General features: G+C 38.6%; 24 protein-coding genes and 1 tRNA gene. 3 read left to right on the plus strand and 22 right to left on the minus strand.

The features are described from left to right. Positions 1 to 8 precede the first annotated feature (8 nt). The 22 genes from TY03_RS10225 to TY03_RS10330 all read right to left on the minus strand — a co-directional run bounded on the left by TY03_RS10225 (position 9) and on the right by TY03_RS10330 (position 12,955). A complete protein-coding gene (locus TY03_RS10225; RefSeq protein WP_042369773.1) occupies positions 9 to 560 on the minus strand; it encodes a hypothetical protein in 552 nt (183 codons plus the stop codon). Then, positions 557 to 952, minus strand: coding sequence for a hypothetical protein (locus TY03_RS10230; RefSeq protein WP_042369775.1), 396 nt, complete (start codon positions 950 to 952; stop codon positions 557 to 559). Before TY03_RS10230 ends, TY03_RS10225 begins: the two co-directional genes overlap by 4 nt. Continuing rightward, positions 949 to 1,245 carry a hypothetical protein gene (locus tag TY03_RS10235; RefSeq protein ID WP_042369777.1) on the minus strand — a complete coding sequence of 99 codons (297 nt, stop codon included), beginning with the start codon at positions 1,243 to 1,245 and terminating at the stop codon, positions 949 to 951. The genes TY03_RS10230 and TY03_RS10235 overlap by 4 nt, the downstream gene beginning before the upstream one ends. Next, positions 1,236 to 1,559, minus strand: a complete 324-nt coding sequence (locus TY03_RS10240) for a hypothetical protein (protein ID WP_042369779.1) — start codon at positions 1,557 to 1,559, stop codon at positions 1,236 to 1,238. The genes TY03_RS10235 and TY03_RS10240 overlap by 10 nt, the downstream gene beginning before the upstream one ends. Further along, complete coding sequence (locus TY03_RS10245; protein ID WP_042369781.1) at positions 1,556 to 1,870, minus strand: DUF6706 family protein; 315 nt, start codon at positions 1,868 to 1,870, stop codon at positions 1,556 to 1,558. The genes TY03_RS10240 and TY03_RS10245 overlap by 4 nt, the downstream gene beginning before the upstream one ends. Further along, positions 1,867 to 2,190 (minus strand): hypothetical protein, encoded by a 324-nt coding sequence (locus TY03_RS10250; protein ID WP_042369782.1) that lies wholly within the window; start codon positions 2,188 to 2,190, stop codon positions 1,867 to 1,869. The genes TY03_RS10245 and TY03_RS10250 overlap by 4 nt, the downstream gene beginning before the upstream one ends. Positions 2,191 to 2,200: 10 nt before the next feature. Then, the gene (locus TY03_RS10255) at positions 2,201 to 3,319 is read right to left on the minus strand and encodes a hypothetical protein (protein WP_042369783.1); all 1,119 of its coding nucleotides are present in this window, start codon (positions 3,317 to 3,319) and stop codon (positions 2,201 to 2,203) included. A gap of 11 nt (positions 3,320 to 3,330) precedes the next feature. Next, entirely contained in the window at positions 3,331 to 3,918 is a 588-nt protein-coding gene (locus TY03_RS10260) for a head fiber protein (RefSeq protein ID WP_042369784.1), read from the minus strand. 2 nt (positions 3,919 to 3,920) lie between these two features. Beyond that, on the minus strand, positions 3,921 to 4,562 hold the full coding sequence (locus TY03_RS10265; protein WP_042369785.1) for a hypothetical protein: 642 nt from the start codon (positions 4,560 to 4,562) through the stop codon (positions 3,921 to 3,923). A gap of 273 nt (positions 4,563 to 4,835) precedes the next feature. Next, positions 4,836 to 5,198 (minus strand): helix-turn-helix domain-containing protein, encoded by a 363-nt coding sequence (locus tag TY03_RS10270; protein ID WP_042369786.1) that lies wholly within the window; start codon positions 5,196 to 5,198, stop codon positions 4,836 to 4,838. A gap of 10 nt (positions 5,199 to 5,208) precedes the next feature. Next, on the minus strand, positions 5,209 to 5,508 hold the full coding sequence (locus TY03_RS10275; protein WP_042369788.1) for a type II toxin-antitoxin system HigB family toxin: 300 nt from the start codon (positions 5,506 to 5,508) through the stop codon (positions 5,209 to 5,211). Between the two features lie 223 nt (positions 5,509 to 5,731). Next, a complete protein-coding gene (locus TY03_RS10280; protein ID WP_042369790.1) occupies positions 5,732 to 6,397 on the minus strand; it encodes a DUF4145 domain-containing protein in 666 nt (221 codons plus the stop codon). A gap of 193 nt (positions 6,398 to 6,590) precedes the next feature. Further along, positions 6,591 to 8,087, minus strand: a complete 1,497-nt coding sequence (locus TY03_RS10285) for a phage portal protein (protein ID WP_042369792.1) — start codon at positions 8,085 to 8,087, stop codon at positions 6,591 to 6,593. A gap of 11 nt (positions 8,088 to 8,098) precedes the next feature. Continuing rightward, entirely contained in the window at positions 8,099 to 9,367 is a 1,269-nt protein-coding gene (locus TY03_RS10290; RefSeq protein WP_042369794.1) for a PBSX family phage terminase large subunit, read from the minus strand. After that, entirely contained in the window at positions 9,364 to 9,858 is a 495-nt protein-coding gene (locus tag TY03_RS10295; protein WP_042369795.1) for a hypothetical protein, read from the minus strand. Before TY03_RS10295 ends, TY03_RS10290 begins: the two co-directional genes overlap by 4 nt. A 1-nt stretch (position 9,859) precedes the next feature. After that, positions 9,860 to 10,543 carry a ParB N-terminal domain-containing protein gene (locus TY03_RS10300; protein ID WP_042369797.1) on the minus strand — a complete coding sequence of 228 codons (684 nt, stop codon included), beginning with the start codon at positions 10,541 to 10,543 and terminating at the stop codon, positions 9,860 to 9,862. Next, positions 10,530 to 11,204, minus strand: coding sequence for a phosphoadenosine phosphosulfate reductase domain-containing protein (locus tag TY03_RS10305; RefSeq protein ID WP_042369799.1), 675 nt, complete (start codon positions 11,202 to 11,204; stop codon positions 10,530 to 10,532). The genes TY03_RS10300 and TY03_RS10305 overlap by 14 nt, the downstream gene beginning before the upstream one ends. Before the next feature lie 160 nt (positions 11,205 to 11,364). Continuing rightward, positions 11,365 to 11,763, minus strand: coding sequence for a hypothetical protein (locus tag TY03_RS10310; RefSeq protein ID WP_042369801.1), 399 nt, complete (start codon positions 11,761 to 11,763; stop codon positions 11,365 to 11,367). A gap of 32 nt (positions 11,764 to 11,795) precedes the next feature. Continuing rightward, positions 11,796 to 11,869, minus strand: a tRNA-Val gene (locus TY03_RS10315). After that, positions 11,847 to 12,356: an HNH endonuclease gene (locus TY03_RS21845; RefSeq protein WP_074434162.1), complete on the minus strand. Its 510-nt coding sequence runs from the start codon at positions 12,354 to 12,356 to the stop codon at positions 11,847 to 11,849. Before TY03_RS21845 ends, TY03_RS10315 begins: the two co-directional genes overlap by 23 nt. A gap of 156 nt (positions 12,357 to 12,512) precedes the next feature. Then, positions 12,513 to 12,698, minus strand: a complete 186-nt coding sequence (locus tag TY03_RS10325; RefSeq protein ID WP_042369806.1) for a hypothetical protein — start codon at positions 12,696 to 12,698, stop codon at positions 12,513 to 12,515. A gap of 14 nt (positions 12,699 to 12,712) precedes the next feature. Continuing rightward, on the minus strand, positions 12,713 to 12,955 hold the full coding sequence (locus tag TY03_RS10330) for a hypothetical protein (RefSeq protein ID WP_042369809.1): 243 nt from the start codon (positions 12,953 to 12,955) through the stop codon (positions 12,713 to 12,715). 153 nt (positions 12,956 to 13,108) lie between these two features. On the opposite strand from TY03_RS10330, the gene TY03_RS10335 reads away from it, so the two are divergent. From TY03_RS10335 to TY03_RS10345, 3 genes are read left to right on the plus strand one after another with little or no spacing between them, the layout of a single operon-like run. Next, positions 13,109 to 13,324, plus strand: a complete 216-nt coding sequence (locus tag TY03_RS10335; protein WP_042369811.1) for a hypothetical protein — start codon at positions 13,109 to 13,111, stop codon at positions 13,322 to 13,324. A gap of 10 nt (positions 13,325 to 13,334) precedes the next feature. Beyond that, positions 13,335 to 14,138: a dCTP deaminase domain-containing protein gene (locus tag TY03_RS10340; protein WP_042369813.1), complete on the plus strand. Its 804-nt coding sequence runs from the start codon at positions 13,335 to 13,337 to the stop codon at positions 14,136 to 14,138. Beyond that, positions 14,125 to 14,820 carry a class I SAM-dependent methyltransferase gene (locus TY03_RS10345; protein WP_042369814.1) on the plus strand — a complete coding sequence of 232 codons (696 nt, stop codon included), beginning with the start codon at positions 14,125 to 14,127 and terminating at the stop codon, positions 14,818 to 14,820. Before TY03_RS10340 ends, TY03_RS10345 begins: the two co-directional genes overlap by 14 nt. Positions 14,821 to 14,835: the final 15 nt, after the last annotated feature.

Below are 14,835 nucleotides of genomic sequence, written 5' to 3' on the forward strand. Positions count from 1 at the left end.
AATAGACTTTAACCAGCCGGTGTTACTTCCGAATCATCAAACCAATACTCAGAGCTTACACCAGTGATCCCCGGTTCGAGTTGAGTCGCGGATACGGCCAGACCAATAGCTTTGTCTGTGTTGGCCTGACGGGCTGAGATGGAAGCTTTAGGGAACACCAACCAAACATTATCTTCGGTTAGTGCGATAAGGCATTTATGGATATTCACCTTACCATCTGCACGCTTCCAACCGGTAGCTTTTTTATTACCATCTGAACCCGTCTCAATCACAAGACCACCCATAAGGTCAGCTTTCGTCTTATAGTCATAGGCACCGATGGTAAAGTTAATTTTCACCTCTCCCATCTTAAGATCCTCACGATATGTTTTACCAGTGAGTTGATTCGTATAAGGAGTTCTGCTTGCCTCTGTTTCTTCAACTTGCCACGTCTCACCGTGAACGTTATCTATCTCGGTAGCCGCTGCAATAATTTTCTCCAATGAGATACCTGTCAAGTCTGCTGTAACGACACTGGTTGCAGCGTACAATAATCTTTTAATTCCTACTGCGCTAATCATAACTTTACGTTTAATATTTCAAATAAAATTCTCACATTCACAAAATGACACTTCAAAGCTGTGTCCGCTTCCGTTCCGATTGAGTCGATAGAATAACGATACCTAGTTACGTCATAGGTATTTACTACATCATCCAATAGTTTGTTGGCCTGTCTCTCAAGCTCATTCAAGCGAATGGAATTAGCGGAGTTCTCACTTAAATCAGGGACACAAAGATTCACTTCAGCGAAAGACTTTTTCCAATAAGTTCCCGGCTGCTGTTTCTTTGTATGGATGGCAATTCTTTCAGAGGTCAATTCACCCGTCAGAGTTTCCCCAGATGGCACTATATCTATTCCGAAAACCTTGCAGTCCCGATAGAGAATGTTTCCTATGTCGGTAGTGGTTATCATTCAAATTCTTCTTTTAATCGTTTCTCCGCAAATAAAGCGGCACTACTCAAAACATCAAACCCTTTAGCTTCAACGAAAGAAGCGTATTCTACTTCGTTTTTCAGCGTTAAACCCGTTTCGTCTACATCGTACTCATTGGACGTTCTCAAAGTCAGCGTATGGTCTTGATAATTTCCATGTTCCTCTGCGTACTTAACGGCTTCATCGCCTACGTCAATCATCTTCTTCTCAACTTCCCATTCACCTTCTTGAAAGAAAGCATCCACATCCGAAAAATCAAACTCTACACCCATACCTCGGAGTAGTTAAGCATATTCAATTGCTTCACCATGTAAACCAAGCCCTTACCTCTTACTTCTTCACCATTCATACAGCGAATAGAATCACCTGCTTTTACAGATATCTTCCCGCTGCACACAATATGATAAGCCGGACGGTAAACGGATCCATTGTCAGAAGTAAACTCTTTGGTCGAGTTGTCATCACAACGGCACTTGCATACATCTACCCAACTCTCACCACCTGTTCCGGGAATAGGTCTGCCATAATCATCTTTTTCAAGTGGCTTGACTACCTTAACTTGTAATGTGTGAGGTGAATAAATCATAAGAACGTAACTTTAGGTTTAACATTGAGTTCATCTTTCAAACCGTACTGTTTGCAGGCAAAAGAATAGTATTGCTTAATCCCTTCGATGTTCCAAGACATAGAGAAACCGCTTTCACCGATTGAAGTAGCACGAAGCAAAAGAGAGGGGATGAACTTCGCAATCGCCACCGTAACACGACTGTGGCAATCCTGATTCATCTCATCCTCTCCGCTTATCTTCGAGTTCAGACACACATCCAAAAGGTCAGCCTCCGACAGCTGAATGCCGAAGGTCTGGAACTTCTGTGTTATGTAGTCTTTTACTGTCATATCTCAATAGCTAATGCTTTCTTCAAAGCGGAAGTCTTTTCTTCATCAAGCCCTGTTACTTTTACCAAAAGAGTTTCCTCCTTCATGTTCATGGTAGCTTGCTCATTGATAGACTTCAATGCTTCAACCAACTCTTTCTTCTCGAACTCCTTTTCAAAGAGGGGGATTTTAACTTCCTTCTTCTCTTCGATAGGATCTGCCAGTCCACGAGCTTTCAAGTCCTCAACACGGGATTCGTCCTCTATTTCAATAATCTGCCCCGGTTTGTACAACTGCTTGGTAAACTTGTCTTGAAATTCACTGATTACATTTAGTTTCATAAGCACCTCCTTATCCCTGCGGGATGTTGTTAATGGTTGATAAATCGAAGTTTGTAATCAGGTTAGGATTGCTGATCTGCGGAATCCACTCTGCGGTGTACTCCATGTAACGACCATTCTTGTCACGGTAGTTAGAGATAAGCATCTGACCGTCTGCCTTAGTATAGGTACGTCCCTGTACGGGGTCAGTAGCTTCATACGGAGTGTGGTGGCGCATATAACCGATTTGGTCTTGAGGCAACAGAGAGATACGGTTGTCCGCATAAATCTGCACATTCTTACCTGTCTGGTCTTTTACGTAGTCCTCCTTGATGTCGATTGCCGGAAGTCCAATACCTGTAAATACCTGAGAAGCCAAAGCAGAAGAAATCAAGCCGGTGCTCAAGTTCATTTCGTTGGAGCCGAGAATCATCTTGTAGCTATCACCAAATTCAGAAGAACCAAGAATGTTCTTATTGAACGTGGCACGGGTCATAACCATCTTCTGGTAACGTCCGTAGTCAGGAGCGATGGCATTCAGTCTCTCTCTCAAGTAAGAGATAAATTTGTTTTTTCCATCTACAACTACATCGGAAGCTGCCGGAGTGATAAAGTTGAACGGAAGCTCGATTTCCAACAAGTCCGGTGCATTCTGTTCACTCTTGGCAGCGTCTTTGTTCTTCACAAGAGCCGAACCAGTCATAATCAAAGAAGCCACAACAATATCCATACGCTTGTGAGCGGCTAACATCGTTTGACGGAAGTCGTCTTGAATGAAGTTCACAATCTCGTTCATTGCAGTAGCCTGGTCGGCTGCCTTGGCTTGATTGAACTTGTCAATCAAATCCTGCAACTCAGAAAGGCGGTCGATAGACATCTGGTAAGCGTCACCCAGGTAGGCGATTTCACCATAGCCGGAACCGATGTTTCTGCGTTCGCGGATCGGTTTTTCTCCGAAACGGGAATTGATAGAACCTGCCATCACACCAGATATCTGACCGATATAGTCTTTGAACACACGGGTTGTTACTTGACGGAAGGTAAGATACTGTTGCCAATAAATTGCGTCTTTACGTGTCTGATTAACACGTTGGATGATGGCACTTACGATACCGGCATCACTAAATAGGGTTTCAATAGTTAAAAACATGTCTTACCTCCTTATTCGTTAAATTCAAACCAACCTTTCAAGCTCTCCTTGTCTTTCTCGGAGAATGGCATAGCCAACTTGTCAGGCTCTATCTCTGCGGCAGTACGGAGCAATGCCACTAACACGATACCGCTTTCAACCTTCGTTCTTTCGTAAAGGGCAGAGTTAGCGGTGTATTTCTGCTTCAGCCCGTCAACGGCTACAGACTCGAAAAGAACAGCATCTTTTACAACAGCTTCACCGAAAGCGGCTTCGGTAGTCAATACGTCATAAGCCTTGTTAGACTTGTCGATAGCTGCAACCTTCGCGCCCTTAGAACCGTTACCAATGAACATACCGGCATAAGCCAATGAGTTCTTAGCTACCTTGATAGCTGTACCGGAAGTATACGCTTCGATTACTTTCACATTTCTCACCGGATATGCAAACTTATTCTTCAAGTCTGCATAAATCGGCACAAAAGAAGGAAGGAAACTTCCCTCTACCAAGTTCGTTGTTACGAGCTTGAACGGTCCACGTCTGCGGATTCCGGTCTGAACGTCATAGCGTTCTTCCGTTTCCACGACAGGCTCCAAATCATACTTAAATCCTGATGCCATAATTAATTCTTGTTTTGTTCAACAATAGTTTTTGTACCCTCGTTAATCATATTGGCGATGTTCTCCGTTTCCGTTTTCACTTCGCCACCAGTATCAGGAGGGATTACTCCTTTGAGCCCTTCATTGGTAAACGTCTGCTTCGCGTCCTTGAAATAAGTGTCTAAGTCCGCATCATCAGCGATTTTCAACATGGGTAAAAGGGTTTCGGGAATACCATACTCTTTTGCCTTAGCTTGAATCTGCGCACCACGGATGTTCTGCGCTTCCTTCTGCTCGTAACCGGCAAGTTTTTCAGAAAGGGTCTTATTGGAATCAATAAGCGACTGTGCCCATGCGGGAACATCTTCTTTCTTCTCTTGCGGATTTGGGTTAGGGTTCGGATTTGGATTCTCGATTGGTTTACCGTCTTTAAGGTTATGCTTCTTCTCGTAGTTCTGAACTGACTTGAATGTAGCATCCCCGGCACGGAAATCACCATAGGAATTTAGCACGTCCGTAAAACCTACTCCCTCCACAATGGTAGGTACTTGGCTTGCGTCCGTTACACCCTCTGCCTTTTTAGTGGCTATTCGAGTAAGCGTAGCAGCGTCCACACCCGAAAACTTCGTTTGTAGCCCTGCTAAGATTTGTTCTAAAATTGTCATACCGTATGAATTTGATTATAAATTTCGTAACTCAAAAATACTATCAATTTAGAGAATTGATAAATATTTAGGTTTCCCATTCACGACAATCAATCCATTGTCGTGAATACGGTATAAAAGTACTAGGTAAGTAGTTGGAATGGAAATAATTGAGAGGGAGAGTCTTCACAATTCGGTTATTGTGGGAAAATAAACATAAAAAGGCTCTAAAACCGAAGTAATAGAGCATAAAAAAAGCCGTGCACCAATAAAAGAGCACGGCATAATTTGAATTTAAAATCCCAGCATCGCAGCCGGAGGTATATTTAATACACGGCAGAGCAAACGGGCAATCTTTAAAGTCGGTTCTGATCGTCCGGAAAGATAGTCATTGACACGCGAAGGACTTACTCCTATTTCACCTGCAAGTTGCCTTTGTGTCATTCCCTTTTCTTCAAGGGATAATTCAATCAGTTCTGAAACGGTTGGCTTTGCAATTGGATAATGTTCCTTTTCATAGGCAATCACTAGATCGGACACAACAGAGAGCTCAACCGCGTTCTTGTCGTTTGCGGGTGTACTATCGTCAACCAATGGTAAGAGTTCCTCTACTCTTTCCAATGCGAATTCGTATTGTTCTTTCGTTATTTTAGTCATATCCTATATTTTAAATGGTTGAACAATCTATTTTATCATACTCTTTATGGGTACACACCTTACGAATAAAAATATATCCCATCGTAAACTTAACAACGACTATCAGTCGATAATTGTTGCCTTTGATATTGAAAACATAGTGTTGGTTGCCTACATAATCGACTGAAAGAAAATCTACCTTAATATCAGACAGATTTTTCCATTCCGCTTTTTCAGCTACATCATACCAACGTTCAAGAGCTATGCGTGAATCTTCATAACCTTTGGTTTCGTAGAACTCTTTCAGCTTTTTATGTGATACTATTCTCATGTATTATATCATTTGATGCAAAAATACGAATTAATTTTGAATTATAGAATTAATTCAGCATAAATATTTTATAAAATAGAATTAATTCAAATAAAAAAGGCGAAGTAAAAACTCCGCCAATTATAAATAGCCTAACATTATTACTTCGTATAAGGAGGGGGAATATCTTTCTTTCTTGCTTCCTGTTCTTCTTTGATTTCTTTCAGTTCTTCATCCAGTCGACTTATGGTATAGGCTTTTGTCCTGCACTTGTCAGTTTTTGATTTAACGCAGCTTTCATCTTGGCGGCTTTAGCAGCTTGAACAAAATACAAATCAAAAAGAAGTTCCAAAACGTCCAACAAGAACTCTGCTTCGTTAGGTTCTACATCTAATATTTCACCAGAAACCTGGTCTTCCATTCCATGAGCAGCAATATTCCCAAAACCACGTATTATTTCCAGATTATCACTTATATAGGAAGGAAGTTTATTAGTCGCTATTAACTTGTCAATTTCTGTTTTTAGATTACGCTCTCTAATACCTTCTTTCAAACGAATTATATTCTGCAAGCATCTACGACTCAAGGCTGCACTAGCTTTAGGACTGAACGGAAGTACAAAACAAGCTTCATTATAGTCCTCTGCAAATTTGGATTCAACTTCTACTGGGGCAGGAGCTCTATTGCTACCTATCGGATATATCTGTTGGTATGTAATAGAGCTTCCATATAGCATCCCCGTACCTCTATCTGCTTGTTTTGATTTTCCTAAAGTTATTATAGGGCTTTTACACTTTGGATTTTGGCAACGCATATAAAATACACTATAAAACATTTCATTTTCATATCCTCCAATATAATATTCTTTAAAATCGGGATTTATCTCTACTTGACAATGTGGACATTTCATAATCGTATTATTTTAAAGTTACTATAATTTTCCTGCTAAATTTCTCACATCCTCCGCAGACTTTACCTCATGTACGGTATCTTCTACCACATCATGAAACCAAATTACAGATGCAAGCAACAAATATATAAGAAAAGCTCCAAATTGCCAATTTTACATCAAGGAAATTTTATGAAAAAGAAAAGGAGTGAATTCACTCCTCTTTCTTTATGGCCTGCCTTTGCATTTCGGAATTTCTCTTTTCTTCTTGTTCTTCTTTTATCTCTGCAATCTCTTCCTCAATTCTGTCACTGTTTCCAACAAACATGATACCCTCACGTGTAGACCATATACCACCAGCCACAGCGGAGACAGCAGTAGCAACCTTGTCGGAAAGATCATCAATCATGTATGGTACAAGTTCCACATCAATATCAATCGTCTTGGATGCCTTGTCAAACTCATAAGGATTGATAGCCCCCAGAGCAGACACGAGAAAGTTCGTTCTTCTTTGCATGAACTCTCCTATCACCTCGGCATGGTTTTCTACCGCCATGTGAGCACCCATGAACATAAAGCGGAAAGCTGTACCAGACGCTTTGCCAACACCTTTCAATGTTTCAAAGGATATACGAGGTGTGTTTGTCATGTCGTATGCGTTATTGGTAAGCGTTTCAGCCTCGAATTTAATCGTATCTGGTACTTGATTCCATGTTAAATAAGAAGCCCCTGCCCCGTCTCCTGTAAGCTTTACAATACGGTCTTTGACTTTACCTGCGAACCCTTCCACATCACCAACCAACTGAAGGATTGGGAAGAAATGATAATCGATACAGTCGGCATAGTTTGAAAGCAATTTTTCCAATCTTACACGGAAGGTTTTAATCTTCTTGCAGTAAGGTTCCGGGCGATATGCGTAAATAACAGGGAGTTTTGGAAATCCATGATTGAAAGTCTTTCCTTCTGGTTGTTCCCATCCATTCTTAAGCTCCCATTGATAGACCGAACCTTTGTCGATAGTCATAAAGCAGGTGATTTCGTGATCGTTTAAGTCCTTCTTTTTATACTCACGGGAGAAAGCAATCATATCCCCGTTATCATCAAAGAATGGATAGAGCTTATCGCCACGGAAAGGCGACCAAAGTACGCTTTTAAGCTTCTTAGAAGGCTTAGTCTTTCCACCGAACGTCTTCTTTATGCCAGACCATAGCTTATCCCAGAAAGAATCAGCATCGACTACATACCAATACTCGGCCACTTCTTGTTCGGATAACCAAGAACGAACAACTTTCTTATTCTGATACTTGATTTTATTCTTCTGAAGAGTGGATTTGAGAGCAGCTAACAAGCCTTTTTCGTCTTCATCCTCTGTATTGCAGTCCATCTTCGGCTCTGTGCCAACCGTGAAAGCTGTTTGGATATTCACGATGTCCTGTTCCAAGGGAATGGTGATACGGTTCACTTCTTCAGTCTCGTACTCGGCAGGAACTTCAATCGTTTTGCCTGTTTTCTCATCGAAGATTGATTCCGCTCCACTTTTGAGAACCTTCCTATCCGGGTACTTCTTCTTATTCGCCATTATCTCGTGCTTCTCTGGATTCCAATCGTTCCAAAGCTCTGCGCAATCCGGAAGATTGGTTCTTCTTCCTTTCTTGAGGTATTGAATCTTTATTCCAATGTCCTCTAATGCTAATATTTCTTCGAGTGTCATACGATTATATTTTAATGATTGAATATTCCTGTTAAATCTTTTGGCTTGAGAATCTTGCCAAGCAAACAGCCTAAGACATAGTACCTCATTGCATCCATAAGGTGATTATCCTTATCTACTGGCTCGTTGATATAATTTCCATCCTTGTCCTTGTCCCACACGTAGGTTCTCAATTCCTTCATAAGGTTGTAAGAACGTTCCGTTACATACAAATCCATAGAGAGGATTTTATCTATTCCCGCCTTGATTGATGGGCCCGACTTATCTACGCCATAAATATTCACACCACGAAGTTTGATTTCGTCCACAAGTCGAGGATCAGCGGATTCGGCAAACACTTTCAAACCATAAGGACGAACCTTGTCAGCAAGCGCATTTGTGAGCATTCCCGATTGATAACATAGTTCATCGACATAGAATGCATTATCTACAATACCACACTTCACGGCTGCTGAAACGTCTGTAGTGTACCCAAAATCTTGTCCGATAGCTACTTTCTTAGCCCATTGTGGGAACTCTTTCACAATGCCCCACTTCTTGAATATCGCACCCTCAGCTACGTCAGCCCAACGACCGATAACAACATGAGCATACTTCTCAGGATTCTTTTCTCTCATATCCTGAACCTCTCTCAAGAACTCAGGAGAAAGATTTTCTAAGTTATCAAAGTAAGTGGTATGAATATGAAGTACATTCGGGTGAGTACTTATCTGCACCTGTACCCCGTCGATCTCTACCAGCTTGTGGGTTTTCTCAATATACTTTTTGTAGATGAAGTGATTTGAATCAGAAGGGTTCATAATGATAATGATCCGGTTCTGTATTCCCTTCTTACGAATGGAGAACATGATCTTATCAAATTCATCTTCACTGGTCCACTCCTCCGCTTCATCACATACGAAAGTAGTTATACCCTGAATAGATTTCAGCTTTGCCGTCTGATTACCGGAGGAAGTTTTTATACCCCGAAACATGATACGGCTATTAGTCATTTTGTTGACTATATCCGTCTTGGTGGTCTTGAAATACTTGGTAGTTCCATCCAATTCTATCTTCTCCATCATTTCAGGAATGATAGACATACCGGCAGAAACCATCGTGTAACGGGTATATAGAATCTGATGAACAATCTTTTCGGACGGAGTAAGTTCAAAGGTCAATCTTTCTACAAAGGTGGAAGCATTGAAAGACTTACCAGAGCCGCGACCGCCAGTGATAAGAATGATAAACTTTTCCTTATCCTCGTATAGCGGATGATATATGTTCTGTGGAGTTATCATTCAATCTTACCTTTAATCCATTCGTCAATACTGATACCCTTATTGGGGCTCTTTGGAATATCATCATCTTCTTCTATCCTCGGAGCCGGCTTATTCCATTGTTCGGGCTTACGGTTTTTCAACCAGAAGATACCGGCTGTTGTATCAGGTGGAACTTCCTGTTCAAGCTCGACAACCTCTATTCTTTCCTTCTCGCATCTTCGACCTTCCTCATCGAAATACACCTCCTTCACTTTGATAGCCTGCTGAACCTTAATAGTCATACCAGTTGCTTTCTTGTACAAGGTATTTTCAACTTTAAGTTCAAGAGGCGCGCGCCCGTTTTTTAATGCTTTGGATAATTCGGATAACTTTCCTTTCAGTTCAGAGAAATACGTTTCATTGTAGCCGATGTTTGCAGCGATTTGCTTATCGTCTAATCCATCTCTTGCCCATCCTTCTATACGAATGAGATTGTGAGGGTCTTTAAAATCAAACTTCGGCTTTGCCATATTAATCTACCCTTTCTACCATATCAGACAAAACTTCACCTTTGACATATTTCTCTTGAGGTCTGAATCCAAAACGCTGAAGGAATACTTCTTTGTTATTCTGATTGCTGAATGTCAAAACCACGAATGTATCTACCGATTCTTCATTCTTCGTTTGAGAATGGTTCATCACCGCTTTTCTCATTTCCCTTTTGTTATCATAGATTTCATTATTCAGCTTCATTACTTCTTTATCCGCTTCGCTCGGCTCTTCTATTGAGGGCAAATCCACTTCAACACCTAAAATGCCAACATCATTAATATCAAGACCAGCACACTCGAAATCTATATCACTCAACATTGCAGCCAAAATATCAGTATCAAACTCACCTTGAGTTTTTGTATTGTTGAAAAAGATATTTTGCTCTTTTTCTTCTTTCTCTGATAAATCAACCATTGATACAGTGAGATTATAATCTTTACCTCTCTCAAGAGAATCTAATATAGATATACGTTGATGACCTGATACTATATTCATGGTATTCTTATTAACCACAATAGTATCAAGCAATCCAACTCGCTTTATATTCTCCTTCAACTTCTTCTTAGCTGCTTCGGATATTTTACGTGGATTGTAATCGGCATTTTTAATCTCACCCCGACTAATTGTTGCCGTTTCAAATTTCTGATATTTACTGATTTCCATATTTAGCTTCTATTAAATTAAACTCCTTGATTATCTTTTTATAGTCTTCTGGGTAATGGTCTTTAATATAGAGTATCGTTTCAGGACGGAAGTTTATACCAGAGCTTCCCCTCTTGCTTCCAAGTTTTAATGGATCAGGCAATTTATGCAATTTGATGTACGACAAACAATCTTTATTGGCCCAATTTACAATAGGATAATACTTACCATAGTCAAAATGAATATCAGATTTTGCGGCTTTGTTGAACATACCTCTACGGACAAAAGAATCTGAAATTTTCATCCCATATACAATAACATCCGATTGATACTTAATTTTGAGATAGTCTTCAATATCACGCAACTTCAATCTTTTTAGCCCATCAATATGCTTCACACTCAACAAACCTTGAGTTTTGAAGTTATATAAATCAGTATGGGGAAGCTGGACTATTTCTACATTGCCATAAGAACGTGCCCAATTAAAGAAAGGCTCTACAATATTCAGACCTTTAACATGATACAAAAAGCAACATACAACCTTTTTGAAGTGATTTTGGAGCAAATGCAACAAAACAATACTGTCTTTGCCAGTTGCAGAAAAAAACAATATTGCCGTATCACTTTTCTGCGATGCGTGCAATATTGTTTCTCTCGTTTTCCGCATTACTGAAGCATTCATTAATCTCCCCCGAATGCCGCTGTAAGGTCGGAACGCTTTTGCGCTCTTGTTCCGAAACCAGCTTGATGACCTACTGCCGCTTTACCGGCATTTACTCTACGCCCATGAGTCGTAACTCCAGTGGTGCGATTGATACGTTTTCTAATACTTCCGACTCTGCTTATTTCTCCCCTTTAAAAGTTTCTACTATGTTACCTAACTCGAATATTATATAAGCCAATGCGTATTCTTTACCATCTTTTTCAGCTATGATAAAATCGCCATTCTCATCATACAGAAATTCAACACGAGCGTCTTTTACTTCAACAACAAGATATGGACGTTTCCCTTTGTACTCACCAGTTACCAGCTTTAGTCTGTCATATTCTTTAGCTTTGACCATCACTTCCGAATCACCTTCCGGAATGTCTTCTTCTTTATCATACTCGTTATCGTCAACGATGAAAGAAACGTAATCACAAACATTTCGGGGTGTAATCTCACGCCTTTCAAAATCTTTCTTGCCAGAAAGAATATCATCAAAAGGCTTTTGCTTAATGCTAAGCGTCAATACTTTCATAATCGTGTAATTTTATTGGTTAATAATCGTAGTTGCGGAAACAGGACTCGAACCTGTGACCATCGCCAAGTCAAAGCGATAAGCTAACCAACTGCTCCATTCCGCGATATATTTCTTTTAAGTATATAATTCAATGTGCCTTTGCTACTTATCGAATATTTATTCATAAGCTCTCTATAAGTAGCCCCCTTTGAGTATTCTAATTGAATCTGTTGTGCTAATTCATCTGAGTATTTTTTAATTGCCTCTGATGCTTTTTTAGCGCAACGCATTCTTGTTTCTTCAGCCTTATCCATCGCATTTTCAAACGGTGTACCTATTGCTATATTCTCATACGAATTATCAAAAGAATCACCATTTAAATGTCTAACTTCAATGTATTTGTCAAAAATAGCATCACCAAATTTTTGATAAGCCTGCAATCTATGTACATAGACTTTGATAACTTTCGTTTCACTCACCCTTATGCCAATATACATATATGGGTCGCTGCCACGTGTACCAACTTTTTTGCCACGTGCAGAAAAGGCATTGCCTTGTGAATCGACATAATACCCTTTATCTTTCGCTAATATCTCATATCTACTCTTCATATTTTAAACATTACCTCAAAGATACTACCACAACCAAAGATAACGAAATATCTTCAATCGCTATTCACGACAATCGGGTTATTGTCGTGAACTAAGCTCTTTTAGATGGTTCATTTGTTCTATTGAAAGAACTTGTTGTATCATTTCCATAATCATCTATATCCTGATAGCCTTCGGGCTACCAGGATAAAAATTTGCTTTCAGTTTCAATAATCTCAGAACCTCTTTCAGTTCGCTATCAGTGTACTTTTCAGCCATTTCACGACTTATACCGTTGGTATTCATAGCCAGTTCAATGGCTCTTGACTTACTGACTTTAATAGGTTGTCTTTTGATTTTCATAATCGTGTATTTAGTTAATATTCCACTGATTGAACCATACCCTTTGCCAAGAACTCTATGTATGGCATAACGTCACCATTCTTGAAGTCGATCTTTCTGAAAGTGGTTTCTACCTGGTTAACGATGTTTTTAGGCATTGAATAGATGAAGTCTACCAACATATCTACTGTTAAGCCTATATTGCCTTCGTTCTCTAAGAGTGAAGTTTCTGAACTGATATTCTTCTCTTCTAATAATGTTTCAATGTAACGTGCCATGATCGTATATTTTATTAGTTATTCAAATTCTGTTTTGATTATCATGCTGTAAATATAGTATCATTTATAATATAAAATACTATCCATGCGTTAATAAATCAAAAAACAGGGTATTATTTATAATATATAATACTTATTTTCTACATTTGCAATATGGAAGCAAAAGGAGTAATACATCTTGAAATGAAAGAGACAGGTGCGCATCGGTATTTCGGGTCACCATCTGCCATGTACGAGCATTTCACGAGTCAAGAACTTGGAATAGCTCGACAGTCTCTTTTGAACTATTGGCAGAAAACGGAGGAACCTTATGAGAATGCTATTTGCATAATACGAAAAGGAGAATTAGAACGAAAGAAAAAAATATAAATATTTAAATATGATACTAAGCAGAACTGAAATACAGTATAGAATAACTAATCATAATATGATTAGTTATTCTATACCAAATAGCATTAAAAATAGTTCTTACAAAATTAGAATAGGTAAACTAATAGAAGTTGGCACAGGAGAAATTATTGATTTTTCAAGAAAGCCTTATTTACTCGAGCCTTCTAAAGTTGTAATTTTTCAATCTATTGAAAAGATAAATCTGCCAGAAGACATTACAGCCTCATATTCAGCGTTATACTCAATATCATCTAAAGGTGTTTTATTAATAAATTCAAGTATGATAGAGCCTAAATATTCCGGTGCACTAAGTGGAGTGCTATTAAACTTTTCCTCAAAATCTATTGCTATCACAGAAAAAACAGAAATTGCAAAATTGAACTTTTATAAAGTTAGTGGAGATGTCAGTGGCTTTGTTTCAGAAACGATTGATGATAATGAATACATTAGCAGATTAGTAGAAAAGGCAACGAATAATTACCAAAAATCATTTCTTAATATCTCTGGTTTAGAAAAAGACATAGAATCAAGCATTTTAGGAAAGGTTAGAGGTTTATTTACAAGAAGTGGAATCCTAATATTTTTTCTCATAACATTTGCTACACTAGAGCCTCTTTTTTCTCGATGGATATGGGAAAAAACAGGAATTCCAACTACCTCTGAACAAGTTAGGATCGAAAAGGTTTTGATAGAAATAAAAAAGGCGCAAGAAGAAAATACTAAATTGAAAGATATGCAAATTCAAATAGATAGCTTAAGACAAATAATCAAATCAAAGAATGGCAAAAAATAAAATATATAATCCTAAAGAAGGGTATAACATAATAGCACCATATTATGATAGTTGGAAGTGGCAGAAATTTTGGCATAATAATGAATACCCATATATAGAAAAATGGTGTAACACTCTTTCTATCGGTTTAGGTCTTGATTTAGGAACTGGCAGTGGCAATAATCTATCCTGTTTCCTTTTGAAAGGTAATAAGGTAGATGCGCTTGATATAAGTTCCGAAATGCTAAAAATTTGCAAACAGAAATTTGAAAAGTATATTCTTAACAAATCCTTAAAATGTTTAGAACAGAATGTATATAGCCTACCTGAGTATGAAAGAAAATATGATTGGATTATATCAAACAGAGTTTTATCACATATTAAACACATGGAAGAAATCGTCAAAAAGATGTCACACATAATCAAATATGGAGGACAATGCTTTATTTCTGACATCCATCCATTACATCATTATCAATATACAAACTTCACCATAAAGGAAGAAGAAATACGTATTGAAACATACAAACATAATATAGAGTATGTAACCCAGCAATTTATTAAAAACGGGTTTGAAGTAATAAAATTCAAAGAAGTTTCTACTAATGATTTAATAAATGGAGATATAATTAGAGATTTTCCACAACTATTAAATCAAGAAACGCCCATCTTCTATTATCTTATACTAAGATATAAAGGATAGTAATTAAAAAGCCGG

The sequence above is a fragment of the Bacteroides neonati genome, from assembly GCF_000499785.1.
In the GTDB taxonomy this organism is placed as follows: Bacteria; Bacteroidota; Bacteroidia; order Bacteroidales; family Bacteroidaceae; genus Bacteroides; species Bacteroides neonati.

Coding starts and splice junctions, on each gene's coding strand:
- TY03_RS10280 (WP_042369790.1), bottom strand. CDS start 6,397: ATGAAATGTCCACATTGTCAAGTAGAGATAAATCCCGATTTTAAAGAA.
- TY03_RS10295 (WP_042369795.1), bottom strand. CDS start 9,858: ATGGCAAAGCCGAAGTTTGATTTTAAAGACCCTCACAATCTCATTCGT.
- TY03_RS10240 (WP_042369779.1), bottom strand. CDS start 1,559: ATGATTTATTCACCTCACACATTACAAGTTAAGGTAGTCAAGCCACTT.
- TY03_RS10330 (WP_042369809.1), bottom strand. CDS start 12,955: ATGGCACGTTACATTGAAACATTATTAGAAGAGAAGAATATCAGTTCA.
- TY03_RS10265 (WP_042369785.1), bottom strand. CDS start 4,562: ATGACAATTTTAGAACAAATCTTAGCAGGGCTACAAACGAAGTTTTCG.
- TY03_RS10250 (WP_042369782.1), bottom strand. CDS start 2,190: ATGAAACTAAATGTAATCAGTGAATTTCAAGACAAGTTTACCAAGCAG.
- TY03_RS10310 (WP_042369801.1), bottom strand. CDS start 11,763: ATGAAAGTATTGACGCTTAGCATTAAGCAAAAGCCTTTTGATGATATT.
- TY03_RS10345 (WP_042369814.1), top strand. CDS start 14,125: ATGGCAAAAAATAAAATATATAATCCTAAAGAAGGGTATAACATAATA.
- TY03_RS10260 (WP_042369784.1), bottom strand. CDS start 3,918: ATGGCATCAGGATTTAAGTATGATTTGGAGCCTGTCGTGGAAACGGAA.
- TY03_RS10245 (WP_042369781.1), bottom strand. CDS start 1,870: ATGACAGTAAAAGACTACATAACACAGAAGTTCCAGACCTTCGGCATT.
- TY03_RS10235 (WP_042369777.1), bottom strand. CDS start 1,245: ATGGGTGTAGAGTTTGATTTTTCGGATGTGGATGCTTTCTTTCAAGAA.
- TY03_RS10340 (WP_042369813.1), top strand. CDS start 13,335: ATGATACTAAGCAGAACTGAAATACAGTATAGAATAACTAATCATAAT.
- TY03_RS10335 (WP_042369811.1), top strand. CDS start 13,109: ATGGAAGCAAAAGGAGTAATACATCTTGAAATGAAAGAGACAGGTGCG.
- TY03_RS10275 (WP_042369788.1), bottom strand. CDS start 5,508: ATGAGAATAGTATCACATAAAAAGCTGAAAGAGTTCTACGAAACCAAA.
- TY03_RS10325 (WP_042369806.1), bottom strand. CDS start 12,698: ATGAAAATCAAAAGACAACCTATTAAAGTCAGTAAGTCAAGAGCCATT.
- TY03_RS10285 (WP_042369792.1), bottom strand. CDS start 8,087: ATGACACTCGAAGAAATATTAGCATTAGAGGACATTGGAATAAAGATT.
- TY03_RS10300 (WP_042369797.1), bottom strand. CDS start 10,543: ATGGAAATCAGTAAATATCAGAAATTTGAAACGGCAACAATTAGTCGG.
- TY03_RS10270 (WP_042369786.1), bottom strand. CDS start 5,198: ATGACTAAAATAACGAAAGAACAATACGAATTCGCATTGGAAAGAGTA.
- TY03_RS10290 (WP_042369794.1), bottom strand. CDS start 9,367: ATGATAACTCCACAGAACATATATCATCCGCTATACGAGGATAAGGAA.
- TY03_RS10255 (WP_042369783.1), bottom strand. CDS start 3,319: ATGTTTTTAACTATTGAAACCCTATTTAGTGATGCCGGTATCGTAAGT.
- TY03_RS10305 (WP_042369799.1), bottom strand. CDS start 11,204: ATGAATGCTTCAGTAATGCGGAAAACGAGAGAAACAATATTGCACGCA.
- TY03_RS21845 (WP_074434162.1), bottom strand. CDS start 12,356: ATGAAGAGTAGATATGAGATATTAGCGAAAGATAAAGGGTATTATGTC.
- TY03_RS10225 (WP_042369773.1), bottom strand. CDS start 560: ATGATTAGCGCAGTAGGAATTAAAAGATTATTGTACGCTGCAACCAGT.
- TY03_RS10230 (WP_042369775.1), bottom strand. CDS start 952: ATGATAACCACTACCGACATAGGAAACATTCTCTATCGGGACTGCAAG.